This window comes from Acholeplasma equifetale ATCC 29724, from assembly GCF_000687735.1.
Classification (GTDB): Bacteria; Bacillota_I; Bacilli_A; order Acholeplasmatales; family Acholeplasmataceae; genus Acholeplasma; species Acholeplasma equifetale.
Genome location: NZ_JHXL01000001.1, coordinates 205873 through 222485, shown reverse-complemented (window position 1 = coordinate 222485; position 16613 = coordinate 205873). Strand labels below are relative to the sequence as shown.

General features: G+C 29.3%; 14 protein-coding genes and 1 pseudogene. 13 read left to right on the top strand and 2 right to left on the bottom strand.

Features of this window, described 5'->3' with window-relative positions:
• Nucleotides 1–76 precede the first annotated feature (76 nt).
• The 5 genes and pseudogenes from T434_RS07360 (at nucleotide 77) to T434_RS07350 (ending at nucleotide 6240) form a co-directional block, all read left to right on the top strand.
• Nucleotides 77–682 (top strand): annotated as a pseudogene (locus T434_RS07360) (HD-GYP domain-containing protein).
• Nucleotides 683–753: 71 nt separating this feature from the next.
• Entirely contained in the window at nucleotides 754–1185 is a 432-nt protein-coding gene (locus tag T434_RS0101090) for a hypothetical protein (RefSeq protein ID WP_026399538.1), read from the top strand.
• A gap of 81 nt (nucleotides 1186–1266) precedes the next feature.
• Complete coding sequence (locus T434_RS06365; protein WP_051614279.1) at nucleotides 1267–1923, top strand: HAD family hydrolase; 657 nt, start codon at nucleotides 1267–1269, stop codon at nucleotides 1921–1923.
• The gene (locus T434_RS07355; RefSeq protein WP_162150579.1) at nucleotides 1910–4009 is read left to right on the top strand and encodes an ABC transporter ATP-binding protein/permease; all 2100 of its coding nucleotides are present in this window, start codon (nucleotides 1910–1912) and stop codon (nucleotides 4007–4009) included. The genes T434_RS06365 and T434_RS07355 overlap by 14 nt, the downstream gene beginning before the upstream one ends.
• Entirely contained in the window at nucleotides 4006–6240 is a 2235-nt protein-coding gene (locus T434_RS07350; RefSeq protein WP_051614278.1) for an ABC transporter ATP-binding protein/permease, read from the top strand. The genes T434_RS07355 and T434_RS07350 overlap by 4 nt, the downstream gene beginning before the upstream one ends.
• A 37-nt stretch (nucleotides 6241–6277) precedes the next feature.
• Here the strand turns inward: T434_RS07350 and T434_RS0101070 are convergent, their stop codons facing one another.
• Nucleotides 6278–6883 carry a nitroreductase family protein gene (locus T434_RS0101070; protein WP_026399536.1) on the bottom strand — a complete coding sequence of 202 codons (606 nt, stop codon included), beginning with the start codon at nucleotides 6881–6883 and terminating at the stop codon, nucleotides 6278–6280.
• Between the two features lie 87 nt (nucleotides 6884–6970).
• Here T434_RS0101070 and mutY point away from each other — a divergent pair, with 87 nt between their 5' ends.
• Nucleotides 6971–7981 carry an A/G-specific adenine glycosylase gene (gene mutY / locus T434_RS0101065; RefSeq protein ID WP_035357899.1) on the top strand — a complete coding sequence of 337 codons (1011 nt, stop codon included), beginning with the start codon at nucleotides 6971–6973 and terminating at the stop codon, nucleotides 7979–7981.
• Between the two features lie 22 nt (nucleotides 7982–8003).
• On the opposite strand, the gene T434_RS0101060 is transcribed toward mutY, so the two are convergent.
• A complete protein-coding gene (locus tag T434_RS0101060; RefSeq protein ID WP_026399534.1) occupies nucleotides 8004–8495 on the bottom strand; it encodes a QueT transporter family protein in 492 nt (163 codons plus the stop codon).
• A 104-nt stretch (nucleotides 8496–8599) separates the two neighbouring features.
• Here T434_RS0101060 and tgt point away from each other — a divergent pair, with 104 nt between their 5' ends.
• From tgt to surE, 7 genes are all read left to right on the top strand, one after another.
• A complete protein-coding gene (gene tgt / locus T434_RS0101055) occupies nucleotides 8600–9721 on the top strand; it encodes a tRNA guanosine(34) transglycosylase Tgt (RefSeq protein WP_035358006.1) in 1122 nt (373 codons plus the stop codon).
• A 50-nt stretch (nucleotides 9722–9771) separates the two neighbouring features.
• On the top strand, nucleotides 9772–10887 hold the full coding sequence (ftsZ, locus tag T434_RS0101050; protein WP_425393896.1) for a cell division protein FtsZ: 1116 nt from the start codon (nucleotides 9772–9774) through the stop codon (nucleotides 10885–10887).
• A gap of 36 nt (nucleotides 10888–10923) precedes the next feature.
• Nucleotides 10924–12021, top strand: a complete 1098-nt coding sequence (gene ychF / locus T434_RS0101045; RefSeq protein ID WP_026399531.1) for a redox-regulated ATPase YchF — start codon at nucleotides 10924–10926, stop codon at nucleotides 12019–12021.
• A complete protein-coding gene (locus tag T434_RS06350; RefSeq protein WP_051614277.1) occupies nucleotides 12022–12612 on the top strand; it encodes a YggS family pyridoxal phosphate-dependent enzyme in 591 nt (196 codons plus the stop codon).
• A gap of 1 nt (nucleotide 12613) precedes the next feature.
• Nucleotides 12614–12937: a cell division protein SepF gene (sepF, locus tag T434_RS0101035; protein WP_026399530.1), complete on the top strand. Its 324-nt coding sequence runs from the start codon at nucleotides 12614–12616 to the stop codon at nucleotides 12935–12937.
• 228 nt (nucleotides 12938–13165) lie between these two features.
• Nucleotides 13166–15853: an isoleucine--tRNA ligase gene (gene ileS, locus T434_RS0101030; protein ID WP_162150578.1), complete on the top strand. Its 2688-nt coding sequence runs from the start codon at nucleotides 13166–13168 to the stop codon at nucleotides 15851–15853.
• The gene (gene surE, locus T434_RS0101025) at nucleotides 15850–16581 is read left to right on the top strand and encodes a 5'/3'-nucleotidase SurE (protein ID WP_026399528.1); all 732 of its coding nucleotides are present in this window, start codon (nucleotides 15850–15852) and stop codon (nucleotides 16579–16581) included. The genes ileS and surE overlap by 4 nt, the downstream gene beginning before the upstream one ends.
• Nucleotides 16582–16613 lie beyond the last annotated feature (32 nt).

Here is a 16613-nt window from a genome sequence, read left to right as displayed (position 1 = left end):
CAAGTATCATTTAAGATCACAGAAAGTGGGGATAAATCTGACATTTGAACAATTTGCTCATGCTGTTTTAGGGATTATGAACAATGCGATGTTATTGTTTCTTTTAGTTTCAATTTATACGATAACAAGTTACAAATTTAGAAACAGTAATAAAATTCATCAAAGCATTGCAGGTATTATTATTGGACTAGCATCAATCTTTTTAATGATGTTCCCATATCAAGTTCAAGAAGGCATTATTATTGATACAAGAAGTATTATCTTCAGTGTATCTGGTGCTTTTTTTGGTTTCATTCCTACAATTGATGAAGCAATTCTTAATAAACCTGGTAAATTAACAGATGAAGAATGGTCAATTATAAAACGACATCCTGAAATAGGATATCGAATTATTTCAACATCTCCTGAATATCAAGAAATTGCTTATGATATTCTTTCACATCATGAGCGTTATGATGGTAAAGGATATCCCCAAGGACTAAAAGGAGATTAAATACCATTAAGAGCTAGAATTGTAGCAATTGCCGACGCTTATGATGCAATGACTTCTAATAGACCATATCGAAAGGCATTCACCAAAGATGAAGCAATACATGAAATAATGAAAGCTTCAGGAACTCAATTTGATCCTGCATTGGTTGAAATATTTTTAGATGTGCTTCATGATCATCCAGATTTATAAAAATGTAAAATTTATATGTTTTATAAAAATATAAATTATAATGTACCCATAAAATAAAGGGGGATAAATTTTTGAAACTATTGTTTAAACTAATTGGACTATTAAGTTTTCTTGCATTAATTGGTTCGGCTTTGTATTTAGGATATGGTTATGCACTTCAATATATTCAAACTGAAATTCATAAAGTTGAAGAAAAATACGAAGACAGTAACCCATTAATTGAAATCAATATTACGGGATTATACATTAAAAAAGATGTATCAAAAACGGCATTATCTGTTAAAACAGAGCTACTTGAGATTTCTTATTATTTAGAAACAGATTTTCCTCCGAATGAAAACTTTGAAGAAGTAGCACCTAATGATTTTAACATAGATAATTATTATGATTTAACTTTTATAACAACAACAGATGCTCAAGCAACAAAAGATTTAGCACTTACTTTAGTCATCGTATTTGGAGCAACTTGGATTGCATGTTTTGTTCTTAAGCGATTTTTTTAAAACGAACTTTAGGGTTCGTTTTTTTTATGTTAGTCTTTTGTGTTAAAATATATGTAATAAAAAAAGAAAAAGGTAAAAAAAATGATTAAAGCTATAATTTTTGATCTAGATGGAACGTTACTTGATACAACTAAAGATATTCAAAATGCTCTTAATCAAGTATTAATCAAACATCATATAAATCCTATTACTTTAAATGAGACTAAATCCTTTTTAGGTTATGGTGCAGGTGTTTTAGTCGATAAAGCACTTAAAGGTAATATAGAAAATCGCGATGTGATATATAAAGAATATATTTCTCATTATGAAAAAAATGCAAATATTTTAACTAGACCTTACGATGATATAATGGAACTTTTAAGTGAAATCAAACCATTTTATAAACTAGGTGTTGTATCAAACAAACATCAGAAAGCTTTAAATGAAGTTATAGAATATCATTTCCCAAATGTTTTTGATGTTGTTATTGGAGAATCAAATGGTATTCCTAAAAAACCAGATAAAGCAATGCTCATTAAAGCAATTGAAAGATTAGGAATAAAAATTAATGAATCAATTTATATAGGGGATACAGAAGTTGACTATTTAACAGCTAAAAATGCATATATGCAATCAATTATTGTTACATATGGTTTTCGTAGTTATGATGAACTCAAGAAATTAAATGCAGCAATATATGTTCATAATGTCAAAGATTTAAAAGAATTGTTAAGGGGAATGGCAAATGTCACTTATTAAACTAGAAAATGTATCAAAATATTATAAATCCGGTGAAGGCGTTTCTGTCGGAATGAAAAATATTTCTCTTGAATTTCACAATAATGAGTTTATTGTTGTAACAGGGGAATCTGGTAGTGGTAAATCAACATTACTAAATGTTATTTCTGGTATTGATACTTATGAAGATGGAGAAATGTACATTTTAGGTGAAGAAACATCACACTTTACTGCTAAAGATTGGGAAAACTATCGTTCTAAATATGTTGGATTTATTTTTCAAAACTACAATATTATTGATTCATATACTGTTTATGAGAATGTCATTTTAGCTTTGGAGATTCAAAATTATCCAAAAAAATTAAGAAAAAAACGTGCTTTAGAACTCATTGAAAAAGTAGGGCTTTTATCACATAAAAATCATAAAGCTGCTAAACTTTCAGGTGGACAGAAACAAAGAGTTGCAATCGCACGTGCACTTGCAAAAGATACACCGATCATTATTGCTGATGAACCAACTGGTAACTTAGATTCTGAATCAAGTGATCAAATTATTAAATTGCTGAAAGAAGTATCGAGCGATCGATTAGTTGTTTTAGTAACTCATGATCCATTAATTGCAAAATCAACTGGAACTAGACTAATTAAGTTACATGATGGTGAGGTTATAGAAGATAAAGTTTTAGTTAAAAAAGAAGAAACAGAAGTTAAAGAAATCGATACAGCAAAAACTTCTTATTTTACTTTAATGCGATTTGCATTAAGAAATATATTATCAATGCCAAAAAGACTTATATTTTTCACATTATTACAAATAACAATAATAACTGTTTTTATATTAACTTATATTAGTATGATGCAAACTGCAGAAAATATTAATTTCAGTTTTTCAATGGGTGGTAATGATAGTTCATTGTTTGATTTTAACACGCAATTTATGTCCGATCAAAGAATGTATGTAACAAGAAAAGATGGTAAAGATTTAACTGCAACAGATTATGCATACTTTGATAGTTTAAATGGTGATCATTATGTTTATAAAAATATTTTAAATATTGATGAGAATAAAAATCTTATACTTCAAAATGAATCTAATTATGTTTTATATGATATCATGATCGATACAACCTTTGCTGTTGGCAATCGAGTGCAATTTGTTGAAGGTAATATGCCAGTAAATCCATACGATATTTTAGTTTCTGAAGGTATGGATTTAAAAATTGGTGATAAAGTAAAAGTTAATCAAAGAGTTGCTGATATTTATAGTTCTTATCTTGTTAGGAACGGCGATTATTGGAGCATACCTGGTGTAAATATCGGATCAAATCAAGTTTTAAATTATTACGTTTATACGAATTATGGTGTAGAGTTTATTGATTATAATATTATTTATCCATTTGATCCTCTGCATTATGGTATGAATCCTGATGATATTAACAATGTTGAAGTATTGTATATGGATGCTGAATTTGCACCTATGGAGTTAATTGTTACAGGAATATTTAAAGATAATTATCGTCAAGCAATCTATATAAATCATAATACATATGAAAATTTAGATTATGGTAATTCATTTATGATCCAAACAACGTCAAAGATAGAATTACAAAGAATTTATAATCAAATTGATCGTAGTATTTATCGCATTATAAGTCCAAAATTAGAAGATAGCGCACTTTCTTCTTTGGTTGCACCTCTAATTTTCCTATTCCGTTTATTTTTCTATATCATTGTTTTAGTGATTGGAGTATTCTTATACTTTATTCTATACAGTGTTACTAAGAATATTATGCACGCTCGAAAGAAAGATTTTGCTATTTTTAGAACAATAGGGGCAACTCAAAAACAATTAGGATGGGTTGTAATATTTGAACAATTTTTCATGATGAATATGGCGTTTATTGCATCAGTAATTCTAACTCAAATTATTTCAATTTATAATTTTAATATCAATACAATGATTAGGACATTGACATATATCGATTATATTATTTTATTTATTACTTTCACTTATTTATCTACTAGATTAGCCCAAAAATTCAATAAGAAAACATTCAAATTATCAATTATAGAAAACATTACGGAAAGTAAGGAGGAAATGTCATGATTACAATTAAAAATCTTGATAAACATTTTAATAAACATAAATCAAATCGTATTCATGTAATCAATGATATTTCTATTGATTTTCCTGAAAAAGGGTTAGTAGTTTTATTAGGTCCTTCAGGTAGCGGTAAAACAACTCTGCTTAATGTAATTGGTGGATTAGATAAAGTTGATAAAGGCGAAATTGATATTCTTAATCATAAAATCTCAAAATATCGTGCGAGAGTTTGGGATAAATTAAGAACTGAAGAAATCGGTTATATCTTTCAAAACTATTATTTAATGAATCAAATTTCAGTTTTTGATAATGTTGCATTTGTTCTTAAAATGATGGGTATTCATGATGAAGAAGAAATAAAAACTCGTGTTGAATACATCTTAAAACAAGTTGGCATGTTTCGTTTTAGAAAGAAAAAAGCAAGCCAACTATCTGGTGGTCAACAACAAAGAGTAGCGATTGCCAGAGCATTAGTTAAAAATCCAAAAATTATCATAGCTGATGAACCAACAGGTAATTTAGATAGTAAAAATACGCTTGAAATTATGAATATTATTAAATCTATCTCAATAAATAAACTTGTTGTTTTAGTTACTCATGAAAAAGAATTGGCTGAATTTTATGGAGATAGAATTATTGAACTTAAAGATGGGAAAGTTATTGATGATAGATTAAATGATCATGCTTTAAGTCATAATTATGGACAAGAAAGTGTTATATATTTAAAAGATTTAAATCAAACAACTAAGTTGAATAATAACGGTGTAAATATTGAAGTTTATAAAGATGATGAATATCCAGATATGGATGTTAAACTGATTCTTAAGAACGGTACAATATATATAAAGGTAGATTCAAAACTACAAAAATTAAGATTAATTGATCAAAATTCAAACGTAGAAATTAAAAATGAACACTATAAGAAAAAAACAAGAAACGAATTACTTGAAACAAGTTTTGATGAATCAATTTTAGATCATAGTAAACTTGAAAGAAAACGCGGATTATCAATCTCATTTATGACTTCATTTTGGATAGCATTTAGAAGATTTTTAAGTTTTGGACGCAAAGGTAAATTGATGCTAACAATTTTTTTAATATCAGGGGCATTAATAACCATCAGTGTTATTAATATATATTCTATTTATCAGCGTACAATTGATAATTACATAAGCAGAGACCAAAACTATATCGTTGTTTATAAAAATGCAACAACTACAACTGATATTAATAAATTAATTGAAGATGTTGATGACATAACGAATGGAGATTATATTTTCAAAGCCGTAAATTATCCTTTTGCTGCGAGTATTTATTTGGGTGCAAATAAAACATTATCTATTGAAACTAAACCATCATTAGAATTTATTGAACAATTATCAGATAGCGATGTCATCCATGGTAATAAACCTACAAAGAAATTACAAATTGTAGTTTCAAGAGGTTTAATCGAACAAAAAAATATTCAAGTAGATAATTTTCAACAGATTGGTATATGGAGTTATCATGATATTATCGGTGAAAAGATGATTAATAGTTATTTTGCACCAATAGAAGATTTAAATATTTTTGAAGTTGTTGGTGTAACTTATCATACATATCCTGCAATATATTTTTACAATTATGAAGGATTATTAACTTTTGTTGAATCAGTTCCATCTATTAATAACATAGATGAATATAACCTTTCAACATTAAATAATAACAATCATGAAGTATTACTATATACAAAATTAGATCCAAATCATGTTATCGAACAATTAAGGATAAAGAATTATGATGTTGATTTATCCAGTCGTGAAGCATATAAACAATTAGAAAACGAAAAAAATAAATCATTTGTAACAACTATAACAAGTGTTGGTATTTTCGTAGCAGGTGCACTATTATCATTCTACTTTGTTATGCGTTCTAGCATGATATCTCGTATATATGAAGTTGCAGTCTATCGTGCATTAGGTGTTAGAAAAATTGATTTAATTGCATCATTCAGCGTTGAAGTTTTATTATTAACGACAGTATCAAGTTTTGTTGGGTTAGTCGTAACACATTTTATATTTGATTTATTAACTTCAACACCCTTAAGCGGATTAGTAGATATGAAAGCAGATTATATAACTTTTATGATTAGTTTAGTGTTAGTTTATGGTTCGAATTTAATTATTGGTACTTTGCCAATGAGCATGTTATTAAGAAAAACACCTGCACAAATTATTTCAACATACGATATGTAAAAAGAAAAAACACCAAATTTTGTCATTTGGTGTTTTTTTATAACCATTTTGTTGTTTCATCTGAAGATAATCGTATTGATGAATAACCTTCTTCATCAGCCTTACCGATAGAAATAAGTAATGTAGGAATTAAATTTTTTGGAATACCTAAATTATCATTAACAGTTGATTTGTTAAAACCAGCAATTGGACATGTATCATATCCATAAATTTTTGCTGCATACATGAAGTTTAATGCAAATAAACCAGCATCTAAGAAAAGTGTATTGATATAGTTTGGATCTTTAGGATCATATTTTGTATCTTTAGACATTTGAATTTGTTTTTCCATCACTTCTTTAGGCATAACACCTTCTTGATATGCTTTCGTGAAAATTTTTTCACTCCATTGATACTTATCTGGATCAACAGTTACTAATATTAGATGAGAAGAAGTTTCTAATTGTAAAAGATTTAATGTCATAGATTTTCTTAACTTTTCTTTTGCTTCATCAGATTCGATAACAAATAATCTCCAAGGTTGTAAGTTTCTACTAGATGGAGCTCTTTGAGCAAGCTCAATGATTTCTACTAATTCATCTCTAGGTATTTTATAATTTGTGTATTTTCTTATTGAACGACGACTTAAAATTAATTCTTTCATATAAAAACCTTTCTAAGTGTAATCTAAAAGTCATTTTACGCCATATAAAATGAATTTTGGTAAAATAAACACTATGGAGAATGAATTATGGATTTTTTAAGACTTTTCAATTGGTATCATGAGAATAAAAGGAATCTTCCGTGGCGTAAAACAATAAATCCTTACTATATATGGGTCAGTGAAATTATGCTTCAACAAACGCAAGTTGACACAGTACTAAAATATTATGAAGATTTTTTAATAAAATTTCCAACAATTGAATCATTAAATGAAGCATCAATTGATGATATTTTGCATAGTGTTCAAGGTATAGGATACTATAAAAGATTTCAAGCATTAAAAAAAGGTGCTAAATATATTGTTGATAATTTTAATGGTGTGTTTCCAGATGACTATGAAGATATTATTAAAATTCCAGGTATTGGATTATATACAGCAGGAGCTATAAGTTCAATTGCATTTAATAAAGCACATGCAGCAACAGATGGTAATGTTATTCGTGTGTTATCGCGTTTTTATGGTTTAGATGATGATTTTAGATTAGATAAAAATAAAAAGAAACTCAATCAAAAAAATCAATCTTTAATAGAAAAATCTAATGATCCTTATACATATACTCAATCTTTAATGGAACTAGGAGCAACTGTATGTAAACCAAAAAAACCAGACTGTTTAAACTGTCCATTAAATGAATTTTGTTATGCTAATTTGAATAGTGAACAAGAAAAATATCCATTTTTAAGTCCTTTAAATAAGAAAAAGGAAATTATAATTTTTTCATTTGTCGTACATTTTGATGATTGCATTATAATGAAAAAAAGAAAAGATAAATTACTAGAAAATATGTATCAATTTATAGAAATTGAAGGGGAAAGTTTAGAATCTGCAATAAATGAGCTTAGTGCACAAGGTATTGACATTCTACATACTGAATATAAAGGTTATGTTAAACATGTTTTTACACATCTTATATGGCATATTCATGTTTATGAAGGTTATGTCAAAGAAGTACCAAAAGATTACGAATTAGTTTTAGATATTAATCAAAAACCTTTATCAACAGTTCATAAAAAAATATATCATAAAGTTAAAAAATAGTTCTCTGTATGAGAACTATTTTTTATTTTAGATATTCTTTAATTGTTGGTATGCGTTCAATCATGAGTTTAAATGGTATACCTAATAATGCAACAACAATAAGTTCACCTAATGCAACATATAAACTAAATATAAAGAAATTTTCCATTGTAGATGTGAAATATGCATCCATACCTGCAACGATAATTCCATTAATTATTGGTGGGAATATTAATAGTGTAATAATCCATATCTTTTTTGTATACATTAAGATGATACACACAATTAATGTTGCTGTAGTACCTGATATTGCATCAATAATACCATAAGGACTTGATAAATTAGCAATGAAAGTCCCAATGATGATACCAATCGCATTTTTCTTTGAGAAAAACACTAAAACCAATAAAACTTCAGCGATTCTTGCTTGAATGCTAGCACTAAATGATATCCAAGGTAATAATAAAACCAAAATAACATAAATGCTTGCAATAATAGCTTGAGTCGCTATATCGCGGATTGTAATTTTATTCATTTTTTCATCTCCTTGTTTTTTTAGAGCGGGTTAATCCTAGGATACCGCTTTTTACAACGATATAATTTTAACATTTTATGATATAATTGCAAGACGGAAGGTGAATATTCTTGATTAAATATGAAATACTACACATTTGTAAACAAAGTGGTGCAAGACTTGGCCGTTTAACAACTCCAAGTGGTGTATTTGAAACACCAATGTTTATGCCCGTAGGTACACAAGCTACGGTTAAATCTTTAACACCAGAAGAAGTCAAAGAAATTTCTGAAGGATTAATTTTAGCAAATACATACCATCTTTGGTTACAACCAGGTGAAGCAGTTATTAAAACACATGGAAATGTTAAAAAATTTATGAAATGGGATGGAGCATTACTTACTGATAGTGGTGGTTTCCAAGTTTTTTCTTTATCAAAAATAAGAAAAATTACAGAAGAAGGTGTCTATTTTAGACATCATAAGAGTGGAGAGCAATTATTTATGTCTCCGGAGGATTCTATTCGCATTCAAGAAACAATTGGTGCCGATATTATTATGTCATTTGATGAGTGTCCACCACCATATGAATCCTATGATTATCAAAAACAATCTTTAGAAAGAACAATTCGATGGGCTAAACGTGGGAAAAATGCTTTAACAACAGACCAAGCACTTTTCGGTATTGTTCAGGGTGGTTTAAATAAAGATTTAAGAGAAAAAGCTGTCAAAGCGTTAGTTGAAATTGATTTCCCAGGATACTCAATTGGTGGATTATCAGTTGGTGAAACAAAAGAAGAAATGTATGATATGACACGTTTTTTAAATAACATATTACCAAAAGATAAACCAAGATATCTTATGGGGGTTGGAGCACCAGAAGATTTAATTGAAAATGTGATCAACGGCGTGGATATGTTTGACTGTGTTTTACCTACACGTAACGCACGACATGGTACAGCACTTACAACTTTAGGTAAAATTCAAATTAAAAATAAACAATATGAATTTGATTTAACACCATTAGATCCAAATTTAGAAACATTGATTTCAAAATATTCAAAAAGTTATATAAGACATCTATTTAAAGCAGAAGAAATGTTGGGTCAAAGAATTCTGACAATTCAAAATCTCGCATATTTAAAACATCTTATGAGTGAAATTAGAAAAGCTATAAAAGAAGATAGACTTTTAGATTTTAAAGAAGAATTTTATCGTAAAACGAATTATCCAAAACACGAGTATTAAGTCTTTATTTTTTAGCTAAAATAGTATACAATGGATATGATAGGAGGGGTATCATGGTTTTTGGACTTTCAGATGAATATAATCAAAAACCAGTGATAAAAGTCATCGGTGTCGGTGGTGGTGGAAATAGTGCCATTAACCGAATGATTGAAAATGATGTCAAAGGTGTTACTTATGTAGCAATGAACACTGATGCTCAAGTGCTAAAGGTTTCTAAAGCTGAAGAAAGACTTCAACTTGGAAGAAAATTAACACGAGGTTTAGGAGCAGGTGCGAAACCAGAAATTGGTAAACAAGCTGCATTAGAGTCCGAAGAAGATATTCGTGAGTTGTTACAAAACACTGACATGGTTTTTATCACTTGTGGTATGGGAGGTGGAACCGGAACTGGTGCTGCGCCTGTAGTTGCTAAAATTGCTAAAGAAATGGGGATTTTAACAATTGGAATTGTTACAAAACCTTTCCATTTTGAAGGTCCTTTAAGAATGCAACATGCAATCATGGGATTAGAAGAATTAAAGCCACATGTTGATACTTTAATTGTTATTCCTAATGAACGTTTATTTACGATTGCAGATGAAAATATGCAATTGTTAGAAGCATTTAGAGAATCAGATAAAGTACTGCGTCAAGGTGTACAAGGTATTGCAGAAATTATTACAATCCCTGGTATTATTAATGTTGACTTTGCAGATGTTAGAACAGTTATGGAAAACAAGGGGACTGCATTAATGGGTATTGGTATGGCTAGCGGTGAAAATAGAGCGATCCAAGCTGCTAGAAAAGCAATACATTCAAGCCTCCTAGAAGTATCTATTGACGGTGCTACAGATGCGATTGTTAATATTACAACTGGTGAACAAGTCACTTTGTTTGAAATCAACGATGCAATTGGTGAAATTAGAAATGCAACAGATAACGAGTTGAATATTATTTATGGTCATACAGTCAATATCGATCTCGATGATGAAATGATTGTAACAATCATTGCAACTGGTTATGAATTACGTGCTAGAGAAAATACTGTTGAGAATTTAGCAACCGAGATATTTAAGAAAACTTCAAATGAGCAAGTATCAATTACATCATTTGAGAAAAATGAAGAACCTATAGTTCAGGAAAAGAAAAATTTAAAAATTCCTGACTGGCTAAAGAAAAAATCATAAAAGGCGATTTCGCCTTTTTTAACGGGAGTCATGTAAATGTTAAGTATAGGAATCGTCGGTTTACCTAATGTTGGTAAATCAACATTATTTAATGCAATCACAAAATCAAGCGTATTAGCGGCTAATTACCCATTCGCAACAATCGATCCAAATGTTGGTGTCGTACATGTTAAGGATGAAAGATTAGAAGTTCTTGCTAAGATGTTCAATTCAGAAAAAATCATTCCAACAGCTATTGAGTTCATTGATATTGCTGGATTAGTTGCTGGAGCTTCAAAAGGTGAAGGTTTAGGGAATCAATTTTTAAGTCATATTCGCCAAGTTGATGCTATTGCACATGTCATTCGCTGTTTTGAAGATGGAAATATTACACATGTTGAAGGCAAAGTTAATCCAAAAAGAGATTTGGAAATCATTGAAACTGAATTACGTTTAGCAGATTTAGAATCTATAGATAAAAGATTACCACGTTTAGAAAAACAGGTTAAAGCAGGCATTAAAGAAGCAATCGTCGAAGAGCAAGCACTAAAAAAAGTTAAGGAAATGATTGAAAAAGATGAATCGTCTTCAACACTTAATTTAACCGAAGAAGAAAGAAAAGTTATAAAAAGTTTTAATTTACTTTCATTAAAACCAATGATGTTTGTTGCGAATTTATCAGAAAATGATTTAAAAAATCCTGAATCAAATATTCATTATCAAACACTTTGTAAAGAAGCAGAGAAAAGAAATGTTGAAGTTGTTCCTATATCTGCACAAGTTGAATTTGAAATATCAACTCTAGATCCGGAAGAGCAAACTATATTTTTAGATAGTTATGGATTAACTGAATCAGGACTGGACTCAATCATTAAAAAAGGTTATCGATTACTAGGATTAAAAACTTACTTTACATGTGGTCCAATGGAGACAAGAGCATGGACATTTAAAGATGGTATGAAGGCACCAGAATGTGCTGGAATTATCCATTCTGATTTTGAAAGAGGCTTCATTCGTGCTGAAACTGTATCTTATGTTGATTTGGTAGAATCCGGTTCAAAACAAGCAGCAAAAGAAAAAGGGAAGGTACGTTTAGAGGGTAAAGATTACATCGTTCAAGACGGTGATGTTATGCTCTTTAGATTCAACGTATAAATGAATTTTTTAGAATATAAAGATAAAATTATATGTGCATCAAAATATTATACTGTTGATGAAATGATAAAAATTCATCAATTAGGTATAAATCATTTTGGTGAAAACTATGTACAAGATTTAATTAATAAGAAAAATCAACTAAAAGATACAAATATTATTTGGCATTTAATAGGACACTTACAAAGAAATAAAGTAAAACAAGTGATTAATGAAATTGAATACTTTCATGCATTAGATTCAATTAAGCTCGCAAAAGAGATTCAAAAATATCGAAAAGAACCTTTGAAATGTTTTATTGAACTCAATTTATCACGTGATGTATCAAAACATGGTATTTTTGAAGAAGAATTGAATCAAATGATTCAAGAAATAAAGAATTATGATAAAATAATAGTAATCGGTTTAATGGCAATGGGTAAATATAATGATTTATCAGAAACCGAAAACATTTTCTCAAAGCTTGTTGAATTAAAGCATAAATATCAATTACCTATGGTTTCAATGGGAATGAGTGATGATTATGAGATTGCCATTAAGTATCATAGTGATTTTCTAAGAATTGGGTCACTTTTCAAAGGGGTAATCTAACATGGGCTTATTTCGAAAAAAGAATAAAAATAAAGAAAGTCAAGTATTAACTTCAGAAAAATTAATTCTTGAACAACTAAAACGTGACGATGATCAATTTATTACATCACTTGCTAGAAAACTAATTGAAGGGTCACCACTTATATTAAATTTTGATCAATTACATGTTGATAGTGCTAATAAAGTGATTTCATTCATTAGTGGTGTAGTATTTGCTATAGAAGGTCACATCGTTGAAATTAATGAAACAACTTACTTATTCGGTGATAAAAATTTATATACCGATAATAGTATTGAAGCTTGGTTAAAAGAAAACTTAAATTAAATCATGCGATGATGAGACCAGTAATAAACTGTAAAGGTTTATAGCGAGCAAGGGATGGTGAAAGCCTTGCAAACAAACACAGTTTATTGATCAGCTCTGAGCATTATAAAGAATAAATGAGTGCATAGTTTTTACTATGAACTAAGGTGGTACCACGGATTTATATTCGTCCTTAGGATTTTTAAGGACGATTTTTTTATTTTCATGACACAAAAGGAGAGTTCATATATGGATTTTAAAAATACATTACTTATGCCAAATACGCAATTTGAAATGCGTGCAAATTTAGGACAAAGAGAACCATTAATACAAAAAAGATGGGAAGAAATTGATTTATACAAAAAAGTTTTAGAAAAAAACAAAGATAATACACCATTTGTATTACATGATGGGCCTCCATACGCTAATGGTAACATTCATATTGGTCATGCGTTCCAGAAAACCTTAAAAGATTTTGTTTTAAGATATAAAACAATGGCTGGTTTTTATGTTCCATACATTCCTGGTTGGGATACACATGGTTTACCTATAGAAAATGAAGTTACTAAAAAAGGTGTTGATAGAAAAACACTATCAAGAGCTGAATTTAGAAAAATTTGTCGTGAATTTGCAATTGAGCAAGTCAATAAGCAAAAAGTACAATTTAAGAGACTTGGAATTTTAGGTGAATGGGATCATCCATATTTAACTTTAGATAAATCTTTCATCGCTGACCAAGTTAAAGTGTTTGGTAAAATGGTTGAACGAGGATTAATTTATAAAGGATTAAAGCCTATTTATTGGTCACCTTCATCTGAATCAGCATTTGCTGAAGCTGAAATCGAATATATGGATAAAGAATCAAAATCTATATATGTAGCATTTGATATGATTTCGGATAAATTTAAAGACACCCAATTACTTGTTTGGACTACAACACCTTGGACTTTACCTGCTAACCTAGCCGTAAGTGCTCATCCTGATATTATATATGCTTGGTTTGAAGCAAACGGTAAGAAATATATTGCAAGTAAGAATTTATTGTCAAATTTAAAACAAATTTTAGATTTTGAAGAAGTAAAAATCATTAAAGAATTTAAGGGCAAAGAACTTGAATTTGAACAATATCATCATCCATTATTTGAACGTGTATCACCGATTATTTTAGGAGAACATGTAAGTGATGAAGATGGTACAGGGTTAGTTCATACTGCTCCTGGTCATGGGGAAGATGACTACAATGTAGGACGTAAGTATAATCTTGAATTATTATCACCTGTTGATGCACGTGGCATGATGACAAAGGAAGCTTATCAATATGAAGGCTTATTCTATGAGAAAGCCAATTTACAAATCATTGAAGATTTACGAACAAATGGTCATTTATTAAAAGAATCTACAATTAAACACTCATATCCACATGACTGGAGAACAAAAAAACCTGTTATCTTTAGAGCAACTCCACAATGGTTTGCATCTATTAATATGATCAAAGAAGACTTATTAAAAGCTGTTGCTGAAGTTAATTGGCATACTTCATGGGGAGAATTACGCCTATCTAACATGTTAAAAGATCGTGATGACTGGGTTATTTCACGTCAAAGAGCTTGGGGTGTTCCAATTCCAATTATTTATAAAGATGATGAGCCAGTGCTTGATGCAAATTTAATTTATCATTTTGCTGATTTATTTGAAAAACATGGTTCTGATATTTGGTATGAATGGGAAATTAAGGATTTATTACCAAAAGGGTATAAACTTGAAGGTAAACTTACAAAAGAAATGGATATTATGGATGTTTGGTTCGATTCAGGAACATCTTATAATATCTTAAAACGTCGTGGTTTATCATATCCTGCAGACTTGTATTTAGAGGGTTCAGACCAATATCGTGGTTGGTTTAATTCAAGTTTAACATGTAGTGTTGCAACTAATGGCGTAGCACCATATAAAGAGATTGTTTCACATGGGTTCGTTTTAGATGGACAAGGACGTAAAATGAGTAAATCACTAGGTAACGTTGTAGATCCATTAAAGGTCATGAGTGAACAAGGTGCCGATGTATTACGTTTATGGGTTGCCTCTGTTGATTATGAAGCAGATGTTCGTATTTCTAATGATTTAATGAAACAAGTAGCTGAAAACTATCGAAAAATTAGAAATACAGTTCGTTTTATGTTAGGTGTTATTTCAGATTTTAATTATGAAACGGATTATATCGGATGGTCAATGCGTGGTCAAATGAACCGTTATATGACTGATAAATATCATATGGTTGCTGAAAAAATATTAAATGCATATGATAACTATAAATTCCATGAAATTACTCGAATATTAATGCCATTTGTTGTTAATGATTTATCAGCATTTTATTTAGATTACACTAAAGATAGTTTATACTGTGATGATAAAAATGATTTTGAACGTCGTAGTATCCAATCAACAATTTTTGACATTTTATATGGTTTATTGCGTTTACTTACACCAATAATGCCTCATACAACATCTGAAGCATATCAACATTTACCAAATCATAGATTTGAAGATATTTATTTAGAAAATATGCCACATGTAGCAGGTATTCGTGATCAAAAAATTCATGATGCATTCCAATTATTTGAAAATTTAAGAGAGGACGTTTATCGTCATTTAGAATTAGCAAGAGCACAAAAATTAATTGGTAAATCACTCGAAGCACAAGTTGATTTGGTAATACCAGAAAATATATTTGAAGCATTAAAATATCTTCAAATAGATAAATCACTACACAAGATTTTAATTGTATCAAAAGTTAATATAAAATTAGGCGATAAGATAGATATAACCGTTTCAAAAATGAACGGACATACTTGTGAACGTTGCTGGAATGTATTTGAAGAGGTTAATGAAAATCATTTATGTGACCGTTGTCAACAAGTTATAGGGGGATTGAAATGAATATATTAATAGTCAATGATGATGGTATTGGAAAAGAGGGATTAAATACTTTAGTCAAAGCTGCAAGTTATTTTGGACAAGTATATGTTGCTGCTCCAAAATATCAACAATCTGCAATGTCTGCATCAATTACCATTAAAGGACCTATAGAAATTGAGGAAATAACACCTATTTATGGTTCTAGACGTACTGTTGTTGTTACAGGCACTCCAGCTGATGCATTAAGAGCAGGATTAAAAGTATTTGATCAAGAATTTGATTTGGTTTTATCAGGAATTAATCATGGACCTAATCTAGCAACAGATGTACATTATTCAGGTACGGTTGCAGCAGCTTATGAAGCAGCTATTAATCAAATACCTGCAATAGCATTTTCAGCACATGATATTAATTTAGAATATGTTTATGATGAAACTGTGAAAATTTTAGATGAAATCATCGAAAGTCAAGTTTATAAAAAGGCTTTTGTATTGAATATTAATTACCCGCATAAATCTTTTAAAAAGGTTCAAGGTGTTAAAATTACTAAATTAGGTATGCGTATTCAACATATTGAATATGTAAAATCTGATAAACCTAACATTTATAATTTCTCATATTCAATGATTAATTATAAAGAAGATGATGATTCAGATATTGAAGCATTTAATCAAGGTTATGTCTCAATTACACCATTAAAATTTGATCGTACAGACTTTGATGCAATCAAAAGAATGTACCAAGAGTAATTATTTCATGTTAAAATAAGAAGTAAGGGGGA

Bases quoted from the DNA above. Each gene is read 5' to 3' on its own strand.
- sepF (WP_026399530.1), top strand. From the start codon at position 12,614: ATGGGCTTATTTCGAAAAAAGAATAAAAATAAAGAAAGTCAAGTATTA.
- T434_RS07350 (WP_051614278.1), top strand. From the start codon at position 4,006: ATGATTACAATTAAAAATCTTGATAAACATTTTAATAAACATAAATCA.
- surE (WP_026399528.1), top strand. From the start codon at position 15,850: ATGAATATATTAATAGTCAATGATGATGGTATTGGAAAAGAGGGATTA.
- T434_RS06365 (WP_051614279.1), top strand. From the start codon at position 1,267: ATGATTAAAGCTATAATTTTTGATCTAGATGGAACGTTACTTGATACA.
- mutY (WP_035357899.1), top strand. From the start codon at position 6,971: ATGGATTTTTTAAGACTTTTCAATTGGTATCATGAGAATAAAAGGAAT.
- T434_RS0101060 (WP_026399534.1), bottom strand. From the start codon at position 8,495: ATGAATAAAATTACAATCCGCGATATAGCGACTCAAGCTATTATTGCA.
- ychF (WP_026399531.1), top strand. From the start codon at position 10,924: ATGTTAAGTATAGGAATCGTCGGTTTACCTAATGTTGGTAAATCAACA.
- T434_RS06350 (WP_051614277.1), top strand. From the start codon at position 12,022: ATGAATTTTTTAGAATATAAAGATAAAATTATATGTGCATCAAAATAT.
- ileS (WP_162150578.1), top strand. From the start codon at position 13,166: ATGGATTTTAAAAATACATTACTTATGCCAAATACGCAATTTGAAATG.
- T434_RS07355 (WP_162150579.1), top strand. From the start codon at position 1,910: ATGTCACTTATTAAACTAGAAAATGTATCAAAATATTATAAATCCGGT.
- T434_RS0101070 (WP_026399536.1), bottom strand. From the start codon at position 6,883: ATGAAAGAATTAATTTTAAGTCGTCGTTCAATAAGAAAATACACAAAT.